The 24922-nt window shown below is 36.9% G+C and carries 14 protein-coding genes; 5 read left to right on the forward strand and 9 right to left on the reverse strand.

Annotated elements, in window-relative coordinates; genetic code table 11:
* The first annotated feature begins 15 nt into the window (after nt 1-15).
* The 3 genes from BZG02_RS05480 (at nt 16) to BZG02_RS05490 (ending at nt 5459) form a co-directional block, all read left to right on the forward strand.
* Nucleotides 16-1536 carry an alpha-L-fucosidase gene (locus tag BZG02_RS05480; protein WP_101260410.1) on the forward strand — a complete coding sequence of 507 codons (1521 nt, stop codon included), beginning with the start codon at nt 16-18 and terminating at the stop codon, nt 1534-1536.
* A 151-nt stretch (nt 1537-1687) separates the two neighbouring features.
* Complete coding sequence (locus BZG02_RS05485; RefSeq protein ID WP_101260411.1) at nt 1688-3010, forward strand: family 43 glycosylhydrolase; 1323 nt, start codon at nt 1688-1690, stop codon at nt 3008-3010.
* Between the two features lie 64 nt (nt 3011-3074).
* A complete protein-coding gene (locus tag BZG02_RS05490) occupies nt 3075-5459 on the forward strand; it encodes a glycoside hydrolase family 3 N-terminal domain-containing protein (RefSeq protein ID WP_101260412.1) in 2385 nt (794 codons plus the stop codon).
* A 118-nt stretch (nt 5460-5577) separates the two neighbouring features.
* Here the strand turns inward: BZG02_RS05490 and BZG02_RS05495 are convergent, their stop codons facing one another.
* From BZG02_RS05495 to BZG02_RS05520, 6 genes are read right to left on the reverse strand one after another with little or no spacing between them, the layout of a single operon-like run.
* Nucleotides 5578-7104, reverse strand: a complete 1527-nt coding sequence (locus tag BZG02_RS05495) for an alpha-L-fucosidase (RefSeq protein WP_101260413.1) — start codon at nt 7102-7104, stop codon at nt 5578-5580.
* 28 nt (nt 7105-7132) lie between these two features.
* On the reverse strand, nt 7133-8647 hold the full coding sequence (locus BZG02_RS05500; RefSeq protein ID WP_101260414.1) for an alpha-L-fucosidase: 1515 nt from the start codon (nt 8645-8647) through the stop codon (nt 7133-7135).
* 20 nt (nt 8648-8667) lie between these two features.
* A complete protein-coding gene (locus BZG02_RS05505; RefSeq protein ID WP_101260415.1) occupies nt 8668-9705 on the reverse strand; it encodes a glycoside hydrolase family protein in 1038 nt (345 codons plus the stop codon).
* A 6-nt stretch (nt 9706-9711) separates the two neighbouring features.
* Complete coding sequence (locus BZG02_RS05510; protein ID WP_101260416.1) at nt 9712-11007, reverse strand: glycoside hydrolase family 117 protein; 1296 nt, start codon at nt 11005-11007, stop codon at nt 9712-9714.
* A 33-nt stretch (nt 11008-11040) separates the two neighbouring features.
* Nucleotides 11041-13044: a right-handed parallel beta-helix repeat-containing protein gene (locus tag BZG02_RS05515; protein WP_101260417.1), complete on the reverse strand. Its 2004-nt coding sequence runs from the start codon at nt 13042-13044 to the stop codon at nt 11041-11043.
* Nucleotides 13045-13046: 2 nt separating this feature from the next.
* Nucleotides 13047-15911 carry a glycoside hydrolase family 2 protein gene (locus BZG02_RS05520; RefSeq protein WP_218972151.1) on the reverse strand — a complete coding sequence of 955 codons (2865 nt, stop codon included), beginning with the start codon at nt 15909-15911 and terminating at the stop codon, nt 13047-13049.
* A 215-nt stretch (nt 15912-16126) separates the two neighbouring features.
* Here BZG02_RS05520 and BZG02_RS05525 point away from each other — a divergent pair, with 215 nt between their 5' ends.
* Nucleotides 16127-17278, forward strand: a complete 1152-nt coding sequence (locus BZG02_RS05525; RefSeq protein ID WP_101260418.1) for a hypothetical protein — start codon at nt 16127-16129, stop codon at nt 17276-17278.
* Between the two features lie 76 nt (nt 17279-17354).
* On the opposite strand, the gene BZG02_RS05530 is transcribed toward BZG02_RS05525, so the two are convergent.
* Nucleotides 17355-19151 carry an arylsulfatase gene (locus BZG02_RS05530; RefSeq protein ID WP_101260419.1) on the reverse strand — a complete coding sequence of 599 codons (1797 nt, stop codon included), beginning with the start codon at nt 19149-19151 and terminating at the stop codon, nt 17355-17357.
* A gap of 36 nt (nt 19152-19187) precedes the next feature.
* A complete protein-coding gene (locus BZG02_RS05535) occupies nt 19188-20348 on the reverse strand; it encodes a family 16 glycosylhydrolase (protein WP_101260420.1) in 1161 nt (386 codons plus the stop codon).
* Between the two features lie 231 nt (nt 20349-20579).
* Between BZG02_RS05535 and BZG02_RS05540 the strand changes: the two genes are divergently transcribed.
* Nucleotides 20580-23762, forward strand: coding sequence for a glycoside hydrolase family 2 TIM barrel-domain containing protein (locus BZG02_RS05540; RefSeq protein ID WP_101260421.1), 3183 nt, complete (start codon nt 20580-20582; stop codon nt 23760-23762).
* Between the two features lie 663 nt (nt 23763-24425).
* On the opposite strand, the gene BZG02_RS05545 is transcribed toward BZG02_RS05540, so the two are convergent.
* Nucleotides 24426-24878 carry a hypothetical protein gene (locus BZG02_RS05545; protein ID WP_101260422.1) on the reverse strand — a complete coding sequence of 151 codons (453 nt, stop codon included), beginning with the start codon at nt 24876-24878 and terminating at the stop codon, nt 24426-24428.
* Nucleotides 24879-24922: the final 44 nt, after the last annotated feature.

Genomic DNA, 24922 nt, shown 5'->3' on the forward strand with positions numbered 1-24922 from the left:
ACTAAAAAAACTATTATGAAGCACATTGAATACGCCATTATTTTTGCACTTTTTTTCTCCCTAAAAATAAGTAATGCACAAGAAAAATATACCGCAGACTGGGAAAGTTTAAAAAAACACAAAGCAGCACCCGAATGGTTCGCCGATACTAAATTGGGCATCTATTTTCATTGGGGAGTTTATTCTGTTCCTGCAAAAGGTGGTGAGTGGTATCCTCGATGGATGTATGTTCCCGATCGCGAAAATCTTTGGGGAAGCGAAATATATGAAGAACACAAAGCAACTTATGGCGAAAATTTTGATTATCATGATTTTATTTCGATGTGGAAAGCTCCAAAATTTAATGCCAAAGAATGGGTAGACTTATTTGAAGGCATGGGAGCTAAATTTATTGGTTCCATAGCAGAGCACCACGATGGATTTTCATTATGGAACAGCGAAATAAACGAATGGAACTCTGCAAATATGGGACCTCACATTGATGTGGTAAAAGCAATTGCTGAAGAAACCCAAAAGCGCGATTTAAAGTTTATGGCAACTTTTCATCATGGTTTTCACAACCTATTTTACCCAAAACCTGAAAATTCATTTTTGCGTCCGGTTAGTAAGTACAGTTTGGTTTACGACAATTGCGAAGTTCCGCAAGATGAAAAATATCGCAAACTTTATTGCAATATGGATTATGACGAAGCTCAAGACTTATGGTTAGCAAAATTAAATGAGGTAATAGAAACATATTGTCCTGATTATATTTGGATGGATTTCGGACAACGTTTTATCGATGAGAAGCACCGCCAACAATTTTTAGCGAATTATTTTAATAAAGCTACCGAAACAAATAAAGAAGTAGTGGTTAACACAAAAGGCGATTTTTTTCCTGCCGAATTGGCTGTTGTTAATGTAGAACGTGCAACCATGGAGGACATCACTCCAAAGGTTTGGATTACCGATTTTATTTTGGGAAGTGCGTGGTGTTACGATAAAACAAAACGTACCGCTATTCATCCTGAAAAAGCAATTCGCATGCTGGCTGATGTGGTAAGTAAAAATGGAATTATGCTTTTATCGGCTGGACCCATGGCTGATGGAACCATTCCAGAAGAACAAATTAAAGCAATGGAAGGTATTGGTGCTTGGATGAAATTATACGGCGAAGCCATTTACAAAACAAGACCATTTGTTACGTTTGGAGAAGGAACTACTGAATTAAAACGAGATCCTGAAGATGCATGGAACGAATATGGAGCCATTAAACAAGGTTTAAGTGAGCTAAATGCTCAAGATATTCGATACACGCAAAAAGGAAAAATTGTTTATGCAATTCAATTAGGGTGGCCTGGAGCAAATAAGGAGACACTATTAACAAGCTTTGCAGACAAAGCAAAACATTTTAAAATTACATCCATTTCTGTTTTAGGAAGTACCGAAAAAATTGCTTGGAAAAGAACAAAACAAGGTTTAAAAGTAACATCGCCTAAACAAAAACCAATGCAAACAGATGCTGCTTTGGTTTATAAAATTGAAATCGAAAAGTAAAAATTAATAGCAGAAGGGTTTTTCAATGACTGAAAAACCCTTCTTTTTGTAGATACACCCCCCATTTTCAAATAATTCACGCCACTTGATCTAAATCACTACACCTATCTTTACAAAAGGATTCTATTTTAATAGTCCAACATTATAAGAAATGAACAGATACTTTACTTTTTTATCAGCAATCGCCTTGTTTTTAACTTTTACAAGTTGGGCACAAAATCCAATTGTTCCTGCTGGAATGTATATTGCCGATCCGGAAGCTCATGTCTGGCAAGATGGTAAAATCTACGTCTATGGCTCTCGAGACGAAAGTGATGACTTTTGGTGTTCATACAAACATCATGTTCTATTTTCGGATAATTTACAAGATTGGAATGTGATCGAAAATTCATTTGCTTCGAAAGGAGAATTTGACCAGGTGGATTACCACGATCAACTACTATTTGCTCCTGATTGTGCCTATAAAAATGGGACTTACTATTTGTATTACTGTTCTCCGAAAACATTATGCGAAGGTGTCGCAAGAAGCAAATCTCCTTTAGGTCCATTCTCTGCGGGAAAAGAAATTATAGGTGCAAATCAAATTGATCCTGCTGTTTTGGTTGACGACGATGGACAAGCTTACTACTATTGGGGACAAGGAAAACCTAAAGTTGCTAAACTAAAAGCAAACATGACAGAAATTGACTCCTCAACGATAACTCTTCCTTTGGATGAAGCTGGAAACAAAGCCTTTCATGAAGGTTCATCTATCCGAAAAATTGGAGACTGGTACTATTTTGTTTGTGCCGATGATAGCAGAGAAAATCGTCCAACTTGTTTGGGATATGCTACTAGTAAAAATCCAATGGGACCATTTGAATACAAGGGAGTTATCATCGATAATATTGGTTGTGATCCTGCGGTATGGAACAATCATGGTTCTATTGAAAAATTTAAAGATCAGTGGTATGTTTTTTACCATCGATCAACCCACAATTCTCAGAAATTCCGCAAAGCTTGTATCGAACCTATCAAAATCAATAAGGATGGAACAATTGATGAAGTAGAAATGACAACGCAAGGTGCTGGAAAAGCATTAGCTGCAGGCGATTTAATGCAAGCAGAAAGAGCTTGTTTGTTATCTGGCAAAGTATTTATCGACGAAAGTAAATCCAACGACATTCCCAATGAAGAGTTAACAAATATTGCTGAAGGTGATTACGCTGTCTACAAATATTTGAACTTCGAAAAGCAACTAAAGAACTTTCGAATTAAAACGAATGTATCCAATAATGGCTTGGTGGAATTAAGATTGGATGAGCCTGACGGTACACTAATTGGAAGCTGTAACTTATCGAAAACAATGAATAAAACAGCCTTTCAAATTTCGAACTGTGAAATAGAGTCAGTCAAAGGAAAGCATGCCTTATACTTAGTATTTAAAGGTGAAAACAATTCATTTTTTACCATCGACTGGTTTCAATTCTATTAAAATTGAAAACTTCCTTTAAGCCAATAAAAATAGGAAAATCTAAATTGTAAAAACTAAATAAATAATGAAGAAACTCAAACAATCTTTACTCTCTCGTGCATCTTTTGTACTGATTTGCCTTAGTAGCATTTTAGGATGCCAAAGCGAAGCAGTTCAGGAAAAAGGAATGCAATCTTTTTCAAACGCAGAACTTGAAGCGAAAGCTTTAGCAATAATGAGTCAAATGACTTTGGATGAAAAACTAGCTCAGATAGAGGGAATTCGTCCAAATGATTTAATGATTGATGGCAAATTATCTCTTGAAAAATGTAGAGAAATCATTCCTCATGGCATTGGACACTTTTGCCAATTCTCATCGTCTTTGACCAAGAGTCCGGAAGAATTAAGAGATTTTGTTCGCGAGATTCAGAATTATTTAATGACAGAAACCAGAACTAAAATTCCAGCTATTTTTCATGAAGAAGCCATCACTGGATTTGCGACTCAGGGAGCAACAACTTTCCCTCAACAAATTGGTATGGGCTGTTCCTGGAATGAAGCTCAAATCACCAAAAATTCAGCTTCTACAAGACGAAATATGAGAGCTGCAGGTGCAACTTACGCCCTTTCTCCTATGCTTGACCTTAGTCGCACTGCTCATTGGGAACGAATTGAGGAAAGTTATGGTGAGGATGCCTATTTGACTTCTGCTTTAGGATTAGCCTTTGTAAACGGATTACAAGGTGAAGACATTCGCAATGGTGTTGCAGCTACCACGAAACACTTTGCAGGATACGGAACACAAAACAATAATCCTAAGGAATTTTACGAAGAATATTTAATGCCACACGAAGTGGTAATTAAAAAAGGAAACGTAAAAAGTGTAATGCCATCGTACGGCAGATTTAAAGGAGAAGCGGTAGTGACTAGCAAAGAAATGCTAAGAACAATTTTACGAGAAAAACTAGGTTTTGATGGCCTTGTTGTGAGCGATTACGGTGCGGTAAACCTTACCTATTCGGGTCACAAATTGGCATCTTCAGCAAAGGAAGCTGCAGTTATGGCTTTAAATGCAGGTACCGATATTGAACTTGCAAAACCAATCGCGTTTCCGTATTTGCCAGAAGCTTTAAAAGAAGGATTGATTAATCAGGCAACAATTGATGATGCTGTAAAACGCTCCTTAATCATGAAAGCTCGTTTGGGCTTATTGGATGAAAATCCTGCAATTGGAGTCGATGGAGAATTGGATTTTGATCCTCCTGCAAATCGTAAGTTGGCATACGAATCTGCTTGTCAATCGATCGTTTTACTAAAAAATGATGGTATTCTGCCTCTTAAAAGCGATGTGAAAAAGATTGCTTTGGTTGGACCCAATGCAGCAACTGTTCATGGTTTATTGGGCGATTACACCTATCAATCGATGATTTCGTTTTGGTGGAGTAAAGAATTTGATCCTAACAACCCTAAATTAATCAGCTTAAGCGAAGGATTACACAATGCTCTTGGAAAAGACGTAAACATTGAACATGAACGCGGTTGCGATTGGAGTGCTCCTTTAGAATCTGTGATTAAAAAAGACGGATTGGGTGATAGTCGTTTGGCTAAAGTGAAGATGCTTACAATTAAAGATGTACCTCAGCCAGATCTTGCAAATGCGATTAAAATCTCGAAAGAAAGTGATGTGATTATCGCCGTTATGGGAGAAAATATTTACTTGTGTGGCGAAGGACGCGAAAGAAAAGGAATTCGTTTACCAGGCGAACAAGAAGCTTTTGTAAAGAAATTAATCGCTACCGGAAAACCTGTTATTCTGGTAATGTACGGTGGACGTCCGCAAGTTGTTAATGAACTAGAAAAAGGTTGTGCTGCCATTGTTCAAGGATGGTTCCCTGGAGAAGAAGGTGGACAAGCAATTGCTGATATTATGACTGGCAAGGTTAATCCATCTGCAAAATTGTGTATTACTTACCCTAAATCGGAAGATAAAAAAGAAGTGAATTACAAGAATGGATACGTTCATGATCAACCTCAATATCCTTTCGGTTATGGTTTGTCGTACACAAATTACACGTATAGTGATTTGAAAATGAATGCTAGCGCTAAAATTACTGATGAGCGTTTTGAAATTGCTTTTAAAGTAAAAAATACAGGAGAAAAAGATGGAACTGAGATTGTTCAGTTATATGTTTCTCCAAAGGATGAAAATTCGGATATGAAGCCGATTCAATTGAAAGGTTTTCAGCGTGTAGACTTAAAAGCTGGAGAAGAAAAAGCAGTGAAATTCCTGGTATCTCCTGAACAATTGGTTCAATACATCGATGAGCAATGGATTGTTGAATCTGGAAAATATGAGTTTAAAGTGGCTGCATCATGTACTGATATCCGCTTAAGCGAAACAATTGAGCTAAAAGGCGATGCCAAAATTTTAGAGAATGGACGCTCGGTATTTTTCTCTAAAAATCAATAAAGAATAAACCAAAAGCCATTTTTTAATACAAAACCCAGAATGTGTACCATCACAATTCTGGGTTTTCTTTTTGCTGATTTTATTACTGTGGTAGTAGTCTCTCAATAAATAATTGAGTTTACTCCAATTCCAATTTTAATACTGTTGCAATTGGATTGTACTCCACATCAGGCATTTTAAGTAATAATGTTTGAGTAGTAAGCTCCCACTCAATGTCTATATCTGCTCCCATCAACTTAATTTTTTTAATTGGTGAAGGAGGTAAATTGCGATGAAATCCACCAATTGCTCTCATTTTTATGGTTTTTCCTGCTTTAGGAACGCCTAAAAAGAAGACATACATCGATTTTTGGTCTTTGGCAACCGTATAACGAACGTCTTCGGCAGTATAGTTTACTTTTGCCGATTGACCATCGTGCGAAGCATCCGAAGCATTGGCATTACCATATCCAAAAATCTTAAATGGTCGTGTTCCATAAACCGCTTCGCCGTAAACATCCATCCAAGCACCAATATCTTTTAAAATATCTCGCTGTTCCTGATTAATAACACCATCTGCACGAGGAGATATATTGAGCAAAACAGTTCCATTCTTGCTCCACACATCAATCATGTTACGCACAACCAAAGCTGCATTCTTGTATTTTTCGCCCTCCACGTACATCCAACGACTTTCACTCAAAGTGATATCCGTCATCCATGGCAATGGATAAATATCTCTGCGACCTCCTTGCTCCAAGTCATCGATACCAATTTCTAAAGGTATATCCTGATGCTTACTGCAAACAACAACTTCCTTATTGTGTTTCAGCCCATTGTTAAAATGATAGGCCAACATCTCATTGATTTTATCTTCTGGAATCATATTTAACCACGAATCGTACCAAAGAATGTCAGGGTGATATTGATCTACAACCTCTTCCACTTGATCTAACCAATACTGATTGAAATCCTCAATATTTTCCCAATTACCGAATAACTTGCGTAGTTTCGGATCGGTTGTAGCAGTTGGAAGATCGGGATGATAAGGGTAATGGCTGTTGAAACCATTTCTTCCCCAACGCTCTGGAGTATTGGCATTCCGCTGACCATTACGAGCATGATGAAAAGTAGCAAGGGTCTTAATGTTGCGCTTCTTTAATGAAGCAAACAGGTCACCTAAAATATCACGTTTTGGTCCCATATCGGCAGCATTCCACGGATTAACTTTACTATTCCACATGGCAAAACCATCGTGATGAATGGCTACCGGACCGGCAAATTTAGCTCCTGTATTTAGAAACAGGTCAGCCCACTCTTCAGGATCAAAATGTTCGGCTGTAAACATTGGAATAAACTTCTCGTAACCAAACTCTTCTATCGGACCAAAATTCTTTTCATGAAATTTATTTACATCACTTCCTTTCATGTACATATTTGCAGGATACCAAGCACTTCCATAAGCTGGAACACTGTATGGTCCCCAATGAAAATACATCCCCAATTTGGCATCGGCAAACCATTCTGGTGCTGCCTCGTGTTGTTTTAGAGATTCCCGATTGGGCTCGAAATTCTTTTCCTCCTGGTTTATCGCTTCATTTTTCTGCTTACAAGCCATAACACTTGCAACAAGCACAAATAAAATGATACTATTTTTAATCTTCATCGTGTTGAATTACAGTTATATTTCCCTCTTATAATTTTCTTTCGCGTTTTATTCTAAACACAAAAGCGTGCTCGCAAGGTTTTTCTTCTGGCAATTGAATATCTAAACTCAACTGCTTACGATCGAATTTAATATCCCCCTTATAACCAATCAATTCTATCTTTGTAATTTCCTCATTATATTCTGCATCGCCCAAAGATTTAATTGACAATATACCCGACTCAGGCCATCCCAAAGCAATGGCATACAGTTGTCCATCACGTTGCGTAAAACGGATATCATCATCGCTAAAACCATCAAATTTCTGATCCGCTAAATGACCGGTTTTTGTTTCTGTTGATCCTTCTCCGTAAATCAACCAAGGGCGACTTTTGTAAATAGCTTCACCATTCAATTTCAACCATTGCCCCATTTCACGTAAACGCTTTTGTTGTTCTTCTGGAATAAAACCATCAGGGTGTGGTGCAACATTCAACAACAAACAACCATTCTTACTAACGATATCTACAAGATCATCTATTAAGCGGTTCGTAGTATATAACTCAATATCCTGAGACCAGCTCCACGTTTTTCCAGAAATAGAGGTGTCGGTCAACCAAGGCTCTGGATAAATCTCAGGCATACGCGAACGCTCCAAATCTACGGTTCCTGTTCCCAATGGGAAATCAGGACGCTTAAAAGTCAACACAAATTCCTGCTCATTCTTAGCCGCGTGATTATAGGCATAAGCCATCATTTTTTGACGCACTGTTTCTGATAGTATTTTTACGCGATTATCAAACCATAATAAGTCTGGTGAATAATTATCTACAACTTCTTTCACTTTCTCTAACCAAAGCTTCTCAAAATTTTTACTTGGCATAGGATTTACGGTATAAAAACCTTCAGTCCCTTCTACTTTCCACGCCGATGACGGTAATTTTTCTCCATAAATGGAATTTTCGTCAGCGGTATAACAGTCCGTATCTTTCATCCAAGTAGGAAACCAACCCCATAACCACGAATGATGAAGACTGACCACATATTTAAGCCCTCGTTTACGGATGGCCTTCTCCAATTCTCTGACCACATCACGTTTAGGTCCCATATCTGCCGCGTTCCAAGGATTAACTTCAGAATCCCACATCGAGAAACCATCAGCGTGTTCCCCGGCTGGCCCTGCAAATTGAGCACCTGCCTCTACAAAAAGATCTGCCCATTCGTCAGCATTAAACTTTTCGGCTGTAAACATGGGAATGAAATCTTTATAACCAAACTTATCCAAAGATCCATAATTTTCTAAATGAAATTTATGGTTAGGATGCCAACTATTATACATATTGGTGCCGTACCAGTCACTTTGTCCGGTGGCTTTTGGCACCGAGTAAACTCCCCAGTGAGTATAAATACCAAATTTAGCGTCCTGAAACCAAGTAGGACATTCATACTGCTTTAAGGATTCCCAATTGGGCTCGAAATTCTTAATTTCTTCTTTGGTATCATGCTTACATGCAGCTATTGCAGCAACCAACAGAACCAATAGTAAAACTCTATTCAATCTCATTCTATTTATTTTATATGATTTTATTTTTTAGCCTTGCTTACGTCTATTTTTAACACGGCTCCTGAATGTTTTCGATCTTCTCGCATAATTGCATTAAAAAGATATTCTGGCTGGCCATTTTTCCATAGTACCTGCACTCGTTCGTATCTACATTTCTCACAAACAGGAAAATAATGATCTCCTTTATGATGACTCCGCTGATATTCTCCCCAATGCAATCCATCATCTGATTCCAGATAAAGACCACTCAACCAGTCATAATTCCCCATATCCCGAATCAGGCAATGAAATTTATTCTTATAATGAAAAAAGTATGGATCTTCAGTTTGACCACCTCGCTCCGGAAAATCAATTACAGGATTCCCTGCATATTTCACATATGGACCTTCGAGTGTTTTCGACATAGCAACACCTGTCTTTCTTCTATCATCGTTTCGACGATCCCAAGAACGATAATAAATCCAATATTCCCCATTGGGGTGTTTCATAAAGGAAGGATTTACGGTACAGTATCCATCCCAAGCCATTGTGTCGCGAGAAACATCAACAACTGGTTGATCGAATCTTTTCCACGGACCGTATGGTGAATCGGCAACAGCCATTCCTACACGTTGAGTATTCGCAGCCTTCCCTTTCTTTCGCCAATTATCTTGGCGCAAAGTATCGTTCCCAATATAAAGCATTACATATTTACCATCTACATAATTAATGTTAGGATTGTGGATGGTATGTGCATCCCATTTGCCTTTTCGACCTTCCAAAATAACCCCCAATTTTTTATAAGGACCTTCGGGATGATCAGCAACTGCATGTGCAATTTTACTATGGGTTAGCCAATTCCCATTTTTTTCCCAAGTAGAATAATACACATGAACTTTGCCTTCCTTATCGTAAATAGGTGCACATCCCCAAACAATACTGTCCTTACTTTCGAGAATAAACTTTCCTTTTTCGGCCAAACATGGAGTAAGCCAAGAATCTTTAGGCTGTTGCTTCTGCTGTGCCATAGTTGTAAACACGGTTAACATCAGAACCGAAATGACAGTAATTAGTTTCATAAGTAGTTAGTTTATATTGATTTTTAATTCTTCAGTCTGTTTCTTAATACGTTCTTTTTGTTTCTGGTTTAGTGCATGTTTAAAGTGAAACTCAGGACTATAATTGTAATGGTGATCTTTCATTCCCTGGTCGTCCACATCCTGACTTAAATCACAATCGAAGCGTACAAGCATTGTGTGGTTCCAATTGCCATCGGCATTTATAATATGTGAAATTCCCCAAGTAATTCCTCTACCATTTTTAGTATCCGTAAAGGCATCTGGAACAAACGGACCAGCTGCAACAGGCAATAATTCTGTGATAGATGCAATTTCGAAATTCACCCAGTCTTTAGCATACTGAATGGTATTGTGCTCCTGACCATCGCGCTGAACAATGGCAGCAACTCCTTCTTTAAATGGAAACAATGTTGTTTCATGACCAGAATTGACTACCGGATTAAGCGGATGTTTTATGAATGGTCCAAGTGGATCTTCAGCAATAGCCAGACCTTGCATGCGTATTTTTGATGGTTTTAACTCTGGCCTTTTATCAAAATCGCCTTTATAGTATAAATAGATTTTACCATCGTGTACCAATGGATATGGATCGTGAATTGAATATTGATCCCAAGCACCTTCTGGACCATTAGGAATAACAATTTTACCAGTATGCGTCCAAGGACCATCCGGAGAGTCTGCATAGGCAACTGAAACGGGGCAAAAATCACCACGTAACCCACTTGCCTCCATAAATGCCTGGAAGTATAAATAGTATTTGCCTTTCCATTTTAAAATATCTGTTGTAGTAACAGAACGCCAGCCCGGTTGAGGTTTTGGCGGACGAGCTACAGCAATACCTTGTTCTTCCCAGGTAAAACCATCTTCGGAAGTAGCATACCAGATATCCGATAAATCCCAGTCTGCTGAAGGAATTACATCGGTAGCCTCTTTAGCTCTTGCCATCCCAACTGGTTTTACCGGAGATTTACGCCCTGTATAATACACATAGTACTTTCCATTTTCGAAAATCACTTTCGAAGGATCTCGACGCGTTATTGTACCATCACCATCATTATAATCGAAACCTTTCAATTTCGTGTATTTAAACTGCGTGTACAATTCTGTTTGCTCAGGACGAATATTATCGTAAGCATCGTAATTACGTTTAACTGCTGCACTTAAAGGACGATTTGGTTTCTCTGCTGGAATAAAGAATGGGAATTCTTCGTTTACAGTATCTTGAGTAGCCACGGTTTCTTGTTTTTGTTGGCAAGATATAAAGGCTAAGCTTGCCACTAAAAAAATTACTATTTTTATCATAGTTATTAATTTACCTTATTCAACTTTTACAGATTAAAGTTCATTATTTGTTATTTTATATTCTTTAAAAGCACTTCCTACATTCCTATAATCAGTTCCGGGAGTCCATGCAAAACCCTCTGGAGACCAGTCAATACCAGGAACCCAATATTCTCCGCCCAGTTCGTACGCGCCCAAGTCGGGTGTTACTCCAATAAAACCATCAGTGATTCCTTCTACTTGGTTTCCAGAATCGATTAAAGGAGAATCATCAAGCGGAACAAACATTTTACCTTTTTCGAAATGGAAAGGAACATTGGTAAATTGCCAATTATTTTTAAAATCATTATCAGCTTGACTGCCTAAATATTCTTTTTCGTCTACGCGATATTTTGTTCCGTTTCCAGAATGCCACCATGGGCGAACATCAGAAATATTGTTGTATAAAATATTGTCTTTCACATTGTATTGTTCCCCATCTATTTTAGGAACCCAACAATCTATCATTGCTTGCTCCATAGGACCAACATTCCAGAAAGTGTTGTTGTAAATTTTATTTTCGATAGCATTCCAATTAAAATGTAATCCTCCCCATTCTACATCCCACACAACATTATGATGGACGATATAACCTGCAGTATTATTATCCAAATAAATACCTGTTGCTTTTTTTCCTGCATGGGTATCGGCGTAAGCATCATGAAACCAATTATGGTGTAGTTCTATATTTTTGGGAATACTTCTTCCTGTCACATAAAATAATCCACCGTCGGCACCTGAAATCAAGCACTTTTGAACATGATTATAGGCAAACTCACTATCATTACCAGTAACTTTTGCACCATCACGTGCCGAACCGTATAAAGAATTTCGAATAATTTTACTGCGTACCCCTTGGCTGTTAAGTATATGAGCATGAATACCAATGGTATTAAAATATTGGATAATGCAATTTTCAAGCTTGGTATCTTCAGCATCATTACTGATGTACAAGCCTGTGACAGAACCATGTTCCAGCACACATTTTTCAATCAGATTATTATTTCCTTCCAATACCTGAATTGCAGCATCACTCACAGCTGCTCCATTTAGATTTGTAACCAATCTTTCGGCTCCATGTTTTACCATGCAATTGGTAAGTTTATTGTAATTTCCCTTAAGCGTTACCATACCTCCAAAAAAGTTAAGCTTGTGCAGGTGAATATAATTCTTGTTAATCTCAACCGTATTGCTTCTAACAGCAACTTCTACCAAGTCATTATTCGGATTACTACCTTCAGGAGCATAAAAGTAAAGCTCTTTATTTTTTGCATCGTAGTACCATTCGCGAGGTGCATCCAAAGCTTCTAACTTATTCATCAAATAAAAGATTCCTCTATGCCCATTTTCAAAGCGTTTTGGACTGTGTGTTGTACCAAAAGGCCACTTATCAGGCAAAGTTTCAAAATGAACACGGTGTAATTCTTTATCGTAATCGGTAATGGTTCGTTCCCAACTACAACCACTATGCGCACCTAAATAGTGAATGATACCTCCCGTCCAGTCAAGATCCTGAATTTCGTTATTGCTAATAAAAGACATAGACCATGTTTCCTTATCCATATCGATGTATTTAGCATCTAGCGAATATTCATTGTTATCCACATCGTTTGGCCAACGAGCTATCTGCATTTTTCTATGGTTCCAATAAACATTATTAGCATCGCCCATAGATAATGTAATACCCGATTTTTTATAAATATTTCCATTGTATTTTTCCCAATTAGACACTTCATCTGTGGCTGAAATAATAACAATGTCATTTTCAAAGCAAGTGAATGTGATTGGTTTTGTTACAGTTCCCGAATTTTTAGGATGAATACTTTCCCGATAAGTCCCCTTATGGATGTAACAGAAATCTCCTTTTTTCATAATATCCGCAGCCTGAGCGATGCGTTTAAAGGGATTTTCAACTGAACCATCTCCCTGAGAATTGCTGTTACAATCTACATGGTATTCTTTAGCAATAACACTAAATGATATTGCAAATAAAAACAGTACTAAAAATGCTTTTTTCATATTTAAAATTCAAAGGTTAATTCTATCACAATAGGCTCATCGTCATTACCCAAATAATTTTCCGAGTTTCCATGCGGTCCCATACTATCACATTCTTGAAATTTAGTGCCAATGCCCGGAATATTCTTTACAAAAGAAATATCGCCATCTGGAAATTTCGGAGAAAGCCTGCCTTTAGGATCTCCACTCGGATTTTCAGGAGTTAACATCCGTAAAAAAGTGTGCTTTGACTTACAATAAACTGTAAAACCGTTGCTGTTTTTCCCTTTTACTTTCGCCCAATACAAACTCGAAAAGAATCCTTTAAATTCAGGATACACAAAGCCCGACTCGCCAGTAATAGTATTGTTGTAATCGTTCTCCCACACCTGTAATTTGGTTCCTTTCATTCGGTTGCGCCACACCCGGTAAGGTCCATCGCCGAACCATTTCATACCTGCAACCTCCTGTTCCGGAAACGAAAAAGTAATTCCTTTGTAGTCCTTAACTATTTTCTTGCCTTTAATTTCCACCTTCAGGTCTAACAAACCATTCGGATAAACTGTCCATTTAATAAGGTCTGAACTATACTCTTTGTGACTAGCCCAATTCGGCGACTTGTCCGTTTTTTCGAATACTACTGATATCTCTACCCTATCTTTTAAAGATGTAAGCGTCAACTTTTCTATTTTATCTTTATGACCAAGAATTATCGGTCCATTACTAAAAGGAATTAATTGATCTCCCTTTTTTACTTCTAGTAACAATCCTGTTTTTTCAGAAAAAAGAAACTCGATTCCCTTCGCTTTCACTTTTATTTCCTCATCCTTTGTTTCTGTTACTAACGCTCCCGATCCGGTATAGTTTATTTTTGATTCATTAAACTGTTTTGGCGTTTGAATGGGATAAGTCCACGTAAAGATTTCCATTCCATGCTGATCGACAGCCTTTAAATTCAAGACATCTGCATTTTTCCAATTTCGCGGTAGCTCTACAGTAAAACTCCCTTTCTCACCAACCTCAAGATGAGGAAGTTTCACCATACTTTCTTCCAAAATAGAGCATTGTACAGAAGCATTGGGACCATCGAACTTTACCCATTGAGCAATCATTTTACATTGGTCAAGATTGGTAAAATGATACCTATTCTCTACTCTAAATTTGCCAGTAAAGCTTTCGCGGATATAACGATCTTCGATATAAATTGGCGACCAAACCTCTTTGATCGTAAAGTAGCTCGCTTCTTTCTCTCCATATGGGCCAACAATTCCATCTGCGGCATGATTCCCATCGGTATCCAACATCCCATTCTTATCGGTTCGAACTACTGCTTCGTCGGCAAAATCCCAAAGAAAACCACCTGCTGCAATAGGAATATTCCACATCATTTTCCAATAATCTTCTAAACCTGCACCATGACCTCCATCGTATAAGCCGTGTAAAAACTCGGTAGGAAAATAAATTTTATCTTTTGCATAAGTATCGTAAGCAAAAATGTGAAAGCTAGGATAATGCATTGTATTGGTTTTTCTGAAAATATTCCAAGGATGAATCACCTCACGATTTTGAATATCCCACTTTGCATAGTCATCGTCCAATTCCTTATTCCAACCCGTTTCGTTCCCATTTGCCCAAATTAAAATAGAGGGATGATTCACATCTCGAACCACTAATTCTTTCACAAGCTTTCGTCCAACTTTTGTATCTAAATGCGGACTGTGCCAAGTACACAACTCGTCAATCACAAATAAACCAAGCGAATCACACACCTCTAAAAAATGTACATCCGGCGGATAATGTGACATACGTACCGCATTCATATTCATATCTTTCATCATCTTCACATGCTCAATACTTAATTCTTTTGAACAAGTTCTTCCCGATTCGGGATAAAAAGAATGACGATTAACCCCTTTAAACTTAATTCGCACGCCATTTACATAAACTCCGTCCCCTTCAAGTACTTCAACCGTACGAAAACCAATGCGTTGCTTCACTTGGTGCAACAACTCATTATTTTTATCGAACAATTCTATCTGCAAGCTATAAAGTGTAGGTAGTTCTGGATTCCAGGATTTTATATCATTTGCTTTTGCAGAGAATCTCCACATCGTTTTTTCTTTTCGAATCAATTTCGTTTGAATATCCTGTAACTTGTTCCCTTTTAAATCGAAAAGAGCCAACTTTATTTGATCTCCTTTTTTTGATTCCATAAAAACATCCGCAATAATTTCCCCATCTGCTTTGGCATCAATAGCAACACGATTAATATTCTCTTTGGGAGAAACTTGAAGATATACCGGACGATAAATGCCACCAAAAACCCAAAAATCAGCTTTTCGCTCGGCAAAATTGATCGTTTCGTTAGAGGAAACCTTATTTACTTTAACTTCCAATAAATTATTAGCTCCATAGGTAAGCAAATCGGTAATTGTATATTTGAATTCGTAGAATGCTCCCTGATGGATTTCTCCTGCCAACTTCCCATTTATCTTAACCTCTGCATCCGTCATCACTCCTTCAAACACAATTTTAACATCCTTATTCTTCCAATTCTTAGGAACTGCAAATTGATGTTTATACAATGCATGTTCCTGGTGTCGTTTATCTTCATCATCTTGCCCATAATTATAGTGCCCGAAACCTTGTAGCTCCCAACAGGAAGGAACTCCAATAGTAGTCCACTTGCCACTATTCATTCCGTCCGAAACAAAAAATTCCCAGTCTACTGTATTATCTTTATCAGTACCCGACAAATACTCAATTTGAGTACTTTTATCCGACAAAACAGTATGTCTACTCAAATTCACTTGAGCCCTCATATTGCTTGCCATTAAAATGGAGATGAAAATCAAACTTACAATGAGTTTGGCATAAATCTTATTCATAAATTCTTGATTAAAATTATTCAATTTGTAATTTACATAGAAACCCTTACTTATCTCTATCAAATAAAGACTAAAACCAATAAAATAGCTACCTTTAACCTCACTTTAACTGTAGCTATAACGGTTACAAACCCACACCTATAATAAAGGTTTACAGAACAATAAGTCGAATTAGCCTAACTCTCGACAAAGCACTATTTAAAGAATAAATTAATATGCCCGCAAAGGATAAAAAACTGGAAATAACAGAACAAATTGTTGGAAGTAACACCTTTAAAAACGCTCCAACAAGCATTGCTATTTTAAGGTATTTAGTTCAGGCAAATATCGAAGATCGATTCTTAAAAGAAAGTGTTATTGACATAGAGTTTTTTGGCACCAAAGCAGATGCTGAAAACAATAATCCTCGGGTACGAGTAACTATTTATAACCTTAGAAATAAACTAAAAAACTACTACGAACGAGAAGGTGCAAATGATTTATTGCAAATTAAAATTGACAAAGGCCAATATTCCGTTCGTTTCGAAAAACAAAACTTTAAAAGAAAACGAATTTCGATTCCTCGATACAAACAGCTTATTCCTTACAGTTTATTATTACTTTCTCTTATCGCATTAATTTTTTCGCACCTTCCTGCTTCATCGCCTAAACTTTGGAAAGACTTCTTCAACAATAAACATTCTACCAATTTATTTATTGGTGATGCTTTTGGTTACGGAGGAAAAACCATATCCGGCATGGCTGGTTGGACCCGCGATTTCAGCATCAACAGTTTAGATGAATATTATGCTTTACTAGAAGAAAAACCAGAATTAAAGTCAACAACAAATCCAACCAATTTCTTCTATTCCACACGTATGGCTGAAAATGCAACCCACGACTTGGCACGTTTTTTTACAAAATGGAATCAAAATTTTGAAATTAAATACGGTACTCGTACCTCTTTCTCCGACATAAAAGAAGGAAATACTATTTACGTTGGGCGATTAAAAGACCAAAAGAATTTTGTTTACCTGTTTAATGAAGGCAATCCTTATTTTAAAATCAAAGATAAATTCGTAGAATTTAAAGGACATCCCAATATTCCAGACACTACCATTTTTGCAGGTTCTATAGAAACAGAATTAGACTATACAGTGGTATCCCGAATTCCAGGACCGAACCATACAGAACAATTTTTATTCTTTTCGGATCACGATATTGGTGTAATGGCTACCGTAGAATACTTTACAAATGCAGATTCTATTAAATTCTTCTCGAATAAATACTTAAAACAAAAACCTTATTTTACCGCCATTTACAAAACAAAAGGAAAAGGACGAATTAATCTGGACTTAGAAACAATACTAGTTGTTCCATTTGAATAATAAAACAAATTCCTAAGGCAAAAAAACCGAAACAGCACGTTACTGTTTCGGGATTTTCACTTATCACTAATCTAACTTACAATCTTTCTACAAGAAAATAGTAAGCCATTTCCTTCTCTCCTTTATCGTTGGTAAAACTTCCATAAAAATTCATTTTACCTGCAACTAATTCAATTTCTACCTCAGCAGCCTTATTGTCTTTTGTAAAAGCACATGGGTATTCCTTCCCATCAACAACAATCATTGGATTTGTTAAAGATAAAGATTTTCCAGCCTCGATAATTTCTGTATAACTAGTTGCCTTAACACCTTCAATGGCTGCATCCATTTCCAAATTACTTTCTACCGGGTAACGCGAAATAGAAAATTTGTAGGTTCCTGCTCTCACCACTTCGGTAAAAAATTCGCCTTGGGTAAACGACAATCCTTCGCGAATATAATTCTGATTCCAAGGAATATTTTGTTCGCTGTGCATATCATGACAAGTTAAATGCGTTGGATTTTCATGCTCATCCCCTATTTTCATCAATGAATATTCAAAATCGGCTTCAGTACTTTTCCACCATTGATCGTAAAAAGAATTCATTTCGGTAACCACCTCTGGGTAAGCTTGCGCAACATTAACATTCTGCCCAGGATCCTCATTAATATCGTACAACTCATCGCCATCAATCAATCGCCAACGAGTGGTCATCACACAAGAATTTCTTCCTTTTTTAGGCCACTGAATACGTTGCGTATCGGTCACTAACATTCTTGTATCAAAATCAACATTTGTACTATCTCCTTCAATCAAATTTTTTAATGAAGTTCCATCTAAAGTAGCATTGCTTGTATTTTTAATACCACACAAATCAGCTAATGTTGGCAACAAATCTACATGAGCAGTCAATGAATTAACATCAACTCCCTTTCTTTTAATTCCCTCTGGCCAACTTATAAATAATGGAACACGATGCCCTCCATCGTAGTGACTTCCTTTTGTACCTCGCATTCCGGCGTTATATCCATAAGTTCTTCCCTCATTTTTATCGTACGAATAACCTGCTGCAGTTCCATTATCTGTCATAAAAATAAAAATGGTGTTTTTTGCCAGTCCTTTTTCTTCCAGATGCTTTCTCAATTTTCCTACTTGCTCATCCAAATTCGTAATCATGCCATAAAACCGCTTCTGCCTTGGTTGTAAATCTGCATTCTCATACATTTCATAGTACTCTTCGGGCACATTGTAAGGACCATGTGGTGCGTTTAAGGATAGATACAAAAAGAAGGGTTTATCCTGATTTTCATCCACAAATTTAGTCGCCTCATCGAACCAAACATCGGTGCAATATCCTTTCACCTTTTCTGGTTTTCCATTTCTGAAATAAGTATCATCAAAATAGTCATTGTCCCAATAATCAGGCGTTTGACCTACACCACCACCGCCATTATAAAAGGCTGTCTGAAATCCTCTATCCTGAGGTCGAAATGGATACATATCTCCTAAATGCCATTTTCCCAACATTGCTGTTGTGTAACCACCCTCCGAAAAAACATCAGCAATACTTGTTTCTTTCTCGTTTAGTAAAGAACATCCACCAATAGTATGCCAGGTTCCATTACGATTCGAATTACGCCCAGTCATTAATCCTGCACGAGTTGGAGTACAGGTGGTTCCACTATGAAAATTTGTTAATCGCACGCTCTCGGAATGCAATTGATCAATGTTTGGCGTTTTAATAATCGGATTTCCCGTACAAGCTAAATCACCATAGCCCTGATCATCGGTTACCAATAAAATCACATTTGGTTTTTCAATCTTTTCTTTCGATTGACATCCGAAACATGCAATCGTCATTAAAAGAGCTCCCAATAGAGTTTTCATTTTCATTATACTGATATTTAATTAGCTGTTTGTCTGTCTGTACTAAAAAATGGTTTGTCCCATTTTAAATTCTGATTTAGAAACGTATTTTGCCTGAACGCTATGTGGCTTTTTATTTTTTAAAACGTCCATTTTAACTTCTAAATAATTACTGCCATATCCTGCATAAACAGGTAACTTTTCCTGATGAAAAACATTCCCTTCCTCATCTAAAAACAAGAACTCAATCCTTCTGTTTTTATTCGCTTTATAAATAAAATCAATCCGTAAAGCGGTTCCTTGATTATTTGCTGTAAGTTCTATATTTTCCTTAAAAATTGCTTCTTTATAAGTTGATTTCTCCTTTTGATCCATCTTTACCAATTCATAAGACCTTACCCAATCGTAAAAGGCAGTGTTAATGTCATTGTTCAGTAAATCTTCGTTTGAAGGTGCTGGTTGCCAATCGTAAGTTTCGGTCACCATGTTTATTTTCATGGGTCTATCAAATGGTTTTGATGAAATATCGGTACGAATCATTACCGTATCAAACAACTGATTATCAGCATAATAAAGCACCTCATTTGCATTTTTCCACCAAGCTCCATAGGTATGAAACTCTTCCGAAACCTCAGAGTTTAAAGTTGCTCCTGTTCCCTTCGACATAAATGTCTCTTTTTTTTCTCCTGGCTTTACGTATCTAAAATGAGTATTAGAATTCATGCCATTTCTAAACTTCTTATGAACCGTTCCTCCACCTATACATTCCTGAATATCCAGTTCCTGACTGTAAGAATCTCGTGTATCTTCAGTATCGGCATAAGGTACTTTATCATTAGACATCCAAAAAGTAGTCGACATGGCAATTTTAGATGCTTTCGCATGACATTCGTAATAGCCGTAATATGCCTCAGATGATTTTGAAGATACCGCTCCGCCATAAATCGTAAAATCTTTAACTGGCTTGTCCAACACTCCACTTTTTATTTCCAAATTTCCATTTTTTACGGATATTGCTTCAGGAACAAACATAGCAGGAGCTCTTCCCTGCCATCCGTTAAAGGTATCGTACCATTTTTTAGAATTTAATTGATTGCCATTAAACTCATCGGAAAAGCTTCCATTCAACACCCAACGGTAACCCTTTGGTGGAATTGGAGGATCTGCAAAAGTATTTGTTGTTAAAAACGCAAATAGAAATAGAATTAGATATTTTCGATTCATAATATAAAATTTAAAATAATGTTCAGAAAACAATATTACAATCTCCTGCCAACAATCAAGAAATAAATCCTATACATAAAAGGGGGCATTTGAATACATTTCCCCATGCAATTACACAAATCCCCCCTACAATTGGCATGAAACGAACTGCTTGTTACAAAAGTTCAAAGTATTTTTACTGATGGAATATTAAAGCGAATTATTTAGAAAAACTCAAACCAATATAATTACATGAAAAATTTACTACTGGCATTTTTATGCCTCTCGTTTATGCTTTCTCAAGCTCAAGAAAAAAAGAAAGATTGGGAAAATGAAGCTGTTTTTGGAATTAATAAGATGCAAGCTCGAGCTACTTCTTATTCCTATAAAAATACCGATGATGCCTTAACTGGCAACAGAAATAAATCAGCAATGCAATTATTGAATGGAATGTGGAAATTTCATTATTCTGATCAAGTAGAAGCACGTCCTACAAATTTTTACAAATCAGAATTCGATGCATCGAATTGGGATGAAATTGCGGTTCCTTCGAATTGGGAATTAAAAGGCTACGGAAAACCTGTATATGTGAATTCTGATTTTAAGGTTGATTTAAAACCTCCACACTACCCTTGGGAAAATGAAGTTGGATCTTATATCACAACATTTGAATGGAACCCAAACTGGGAAAATCAGCAAGTAATTCTTCATTTTGGAGGTGTTACTTCTGCTTTTTACATTTGGGTAAATGGAAAAAAAGTTGGTTACAGCGAAGACAGTTGTTTGCCTGCCGAATTTGATATTACCAACTACCTTACAAAAGGAAATAACAGCCTTGCTGTTGAAGTTTACCGATGGTCAACTGGTAGTTTCCTGGAAGATCAAGATCATTGGCGTTTGAGTGGAATTCATCGTGAAGTAATGATTCTGACTCAGCCTAAAGTTGCTATTAATGACTTTTTCGTTCGTACCAAATTTGATTCTAATTTAGAAAATGCCTTAGTACAGATTCGTCCTCGTTTATCGACAATTGATAATGCAGACTATAAAGATATTAGTGTGGAAGCTAAATTATTCAACGCTGATGGCAAGGAAGTTATGTCACCGATCACTATTAGTGCCAGTAAAATAATCGATGAATATTACCCACAACGCGATAATGTTTATTTCGGCTTGCTGGAACAAAATATCGAAAGTCCAATTAAATGGTCTGCCGAAAATCCATACCTCTACACCCTTGTTCTTAATTTGAAAGATAAAAAGGGAAAAGAACTGGATACTCGCTCTCAGAAAGTTGGTTTTAGAGATGTCACTATCGATGGGAATGTACTATTGATTAACGGCAAAAAGGTAAAACTTTATGGGGTGAATCGTCACGATCATGATCAAACCGGAGGAAAAGTAATTTCTCGTACAGCTATGGAAAAAGATGTTCAACTGCTAAAACAGTATAATTTTAATGCTGTTCGAACTTCACATTATCCTAACGATCCTTATTTTTACGAACTATGCGACCAATACGGAATTTATGTAATGGACGAAACCAATTTAGAAACTCACGCAGTAAGAGGTTTACTTTCGAATCAACCCACTTGGGCAGGAGCCTATGTTGATCGTGCCATTCGCATGGTCGAGCGAGATAAAAATCACGCAAGTATTATTTCTTGGTCTCTTGGAAATGAATCTGGATCGGGGCCAAATCATGCTGCAATGGCAGCTTGGATAAAGGATTACGACCCTACCCGTTTTGTACATTACGAAGGTGCACAAGGCAATTCAAATCATAAGCAGTACAAAAAAGTCTTCTCAAAAGATTGGCACGAATATGAAAATATTCACTCTGCAAATCCAACCGATCCTGCTTATGTTGATGTTATTAGCAGAATGTATCCTACATTGGAACAACTAGAAGATATGGCAAACAACCCTTATCTTCATCGGCCAATTATGCCTTGCGAGTATGCTCATGCCATGGGAAATTCTTTGGGAAATATGATGGAATATTGGGATTTGATTCACCAATACGACAACCTAATGGGTGCTTTCATTTGGGATTGGATAGATCAAGGACTTTTACAACAAGATGAAAAAGGAAACGAATACTACGCTGTTGGTGGCGATTTTGGAGATGAAGTAAATGCCGGAAACTTCTGCTTGAATGGAATTATTGCCTCTGATCGTACTCCAAAACCCGAAATTGAAGAGTGTAAGTACGTTTATCAACCGGTTACTTTTAAAGCAATAGACTTAAAATCTGGTTTAATTCGAATTCGCAACCGTCAATGGTTCACCAATACCGCTAGCAATCAATTTGTTTGGGAACTTTGGCAGGATGGTAAAAAACTACAAAATGGCAATGTTCCAACACTTAGCATTATGCCGGGAGAATCGCAAGAAGTAAGCATTCCGTTTCAAACACCGAAACTAATTTCCGGAGCTGAATATTGGTTGCGTATTAGTATGAAAAGCACTACTACAACGCTTTGGGCGGATAAAGGATTTGAAATTGCCAAACAACAGTTCAAACTTCCAATTGGAATTGAAAAGAAAGAGTCTTCGAAACAAAATCTTCCTGAAATATCAGAAAAAAGAGAAAATGGAATGCTTATTCTTTCCAATAAAAATTTCTCCTTAAAAGTTTCTGAAACAGATGGATACATTCATCAATTAATATCAAAGGGAAATACACTTGTTAACGGCGCTTTAACTCCCAACTTTTGGAGACCAAAAACGGATAACGACGAACGTGGATGGAAACCTGAAAAACAATCTGCTTTTTGGCAAACTGCTGCTCAAAATCTTAGTTTAGCATCATTTGATGTTGTAAAAAATCAAGATGGAGCCATTCGTATTTCTTCTCTTCTAAAAATTGAAGATAAACTTACTTTAGAGCTAAAATATACTGTAAGCGGTGATGGTTCGGTAGAGGTAGATTACAGCTTAAATGCTGCTAATTCTTTACCTAAACTATTAAGAGTTGGACTAAGCACAAAAGTACCCGTTAACTTCTCTGAAATGAGTTATTACGGAAAAGGACCTTGGGAAAACTACAGTGATCGTTCTCAGGCAGCCGAAGTAAATATTTACAAAGGAAAGGTTGCTGATTTTGTATTTGAATATGCACAACCACAAGAGTGTAGTAACAGAACGGAAGTGAGATGGTTGAAACTTCAGAATAAAAATGGAGCTGGACTACAATTTGAAGGAGCACAGGCTTTAAGTACTTCTGTATGGCCTTGGACCGCTGCTTCCTTAGAGCAAGCACGACATACCAACGAATTGAAAAAAGAAGACTTCTACACAGTTAATATTGATTTGACTCAAACTGGCGTTGGTGGTTGCGATACTTGGTCTCCAAAAGCGGAGCCAATTAAAAAATACCGCATTTATCCAGGAAAATATCACTACCGCTTTACCATAATACCATTACAATAATTTTATCGGTTTTTAGTTTTGATTTGGGGAATTCCGAAAGGGATTCCCCGTTTTTATATTTCCAAAATCATAAAGAATATAACTTATTTGTTGGTGGTTGCGATACTTGGTCTCCAAAAGCGGAGCCAATTGAAAAATACCGCATCTATCCAGGAAAATATCACTACCGCTTTACCATAATACCATTACAATAATTTTATCGGTTTTTAGTTTTGATTTGGGGAATTCCGAAAGGGATTCCCCGTTTTTTTTCATTTGTCTCAATCTATCTATTACGCATTATTGTGTTGATTTTCATCTTTTTACACCTACACACAACTACTAAGTATGTTTTATAATTGATCATCAAGACCGCAAATAATTACATGATTTACAATCAAAAGAACATTTCTTATAACGAGATTTATCAACTAACAACTCAATATCAATCCTTAAAAGCTATATGCTCCTCCTTACTATTCACGAGTCGCTCCATTTATAAATTTCCAAAGTGGTTTTATCTGTTTAATCAGATAGTAGTCCTTCTCTAACATCCGAAGTTCAGAAAAACAACCAAAACCCTATTTCTAAACACTAAATTGAATACACATATCTTCTTAAATTATCACCAAAAAAAGAGGATTGCGTAAGCAATCCTCTCTAAAAAATTAGTTATATAACTTCTTAATTATAAACTTCTGTAGTTGTTAACGTACCACTAACCGAACTTGATGCTGTTGAAGCATCAGCGTTGGTAGTAGTTATTGTAATGGAACAAACACCTGTGGCCTTGTCGGCTACAACTACGTATGCATGAGTAAGAGTTTCTATTGTTTCAATTCCGGCTTCATCCGTTACCGTTTTTTTCTCAACAGCAGTAACATTTACCATATAGTTCAACTCATCCGAAGTATCAGAATAAGCAGTTGTAACATACGATGTAATAAAATTACCGTCCCAAACTGTTAATAAAGCTTCTTCGCGATAAATATTAATTTGATCCATTTTAGCATTATTTGTTTCCGTGATGGAATAAACAGCAGTCAAATCAATATCTGGCACGTCATATTCCTCATATTCACACGAAAAAGTGGTAAAAACTAAAATGAGGCTTACTATTTTAATTAGATTCTTCATAATTGTCTTTTTTTTACCCACCCCGAAGGGTGGGATGATAGTAT

Origin of the sequence: Labilibaculum filiforme, assembly GCF_002843315.1 — a bacterium.
GTDB classification, from domain to species: Bacteria; Bacteroidota; Bacteroidia; order Bacteroidales; family Marinifilaceae; genus Labilibaculum; species Labilibaculum filiforme.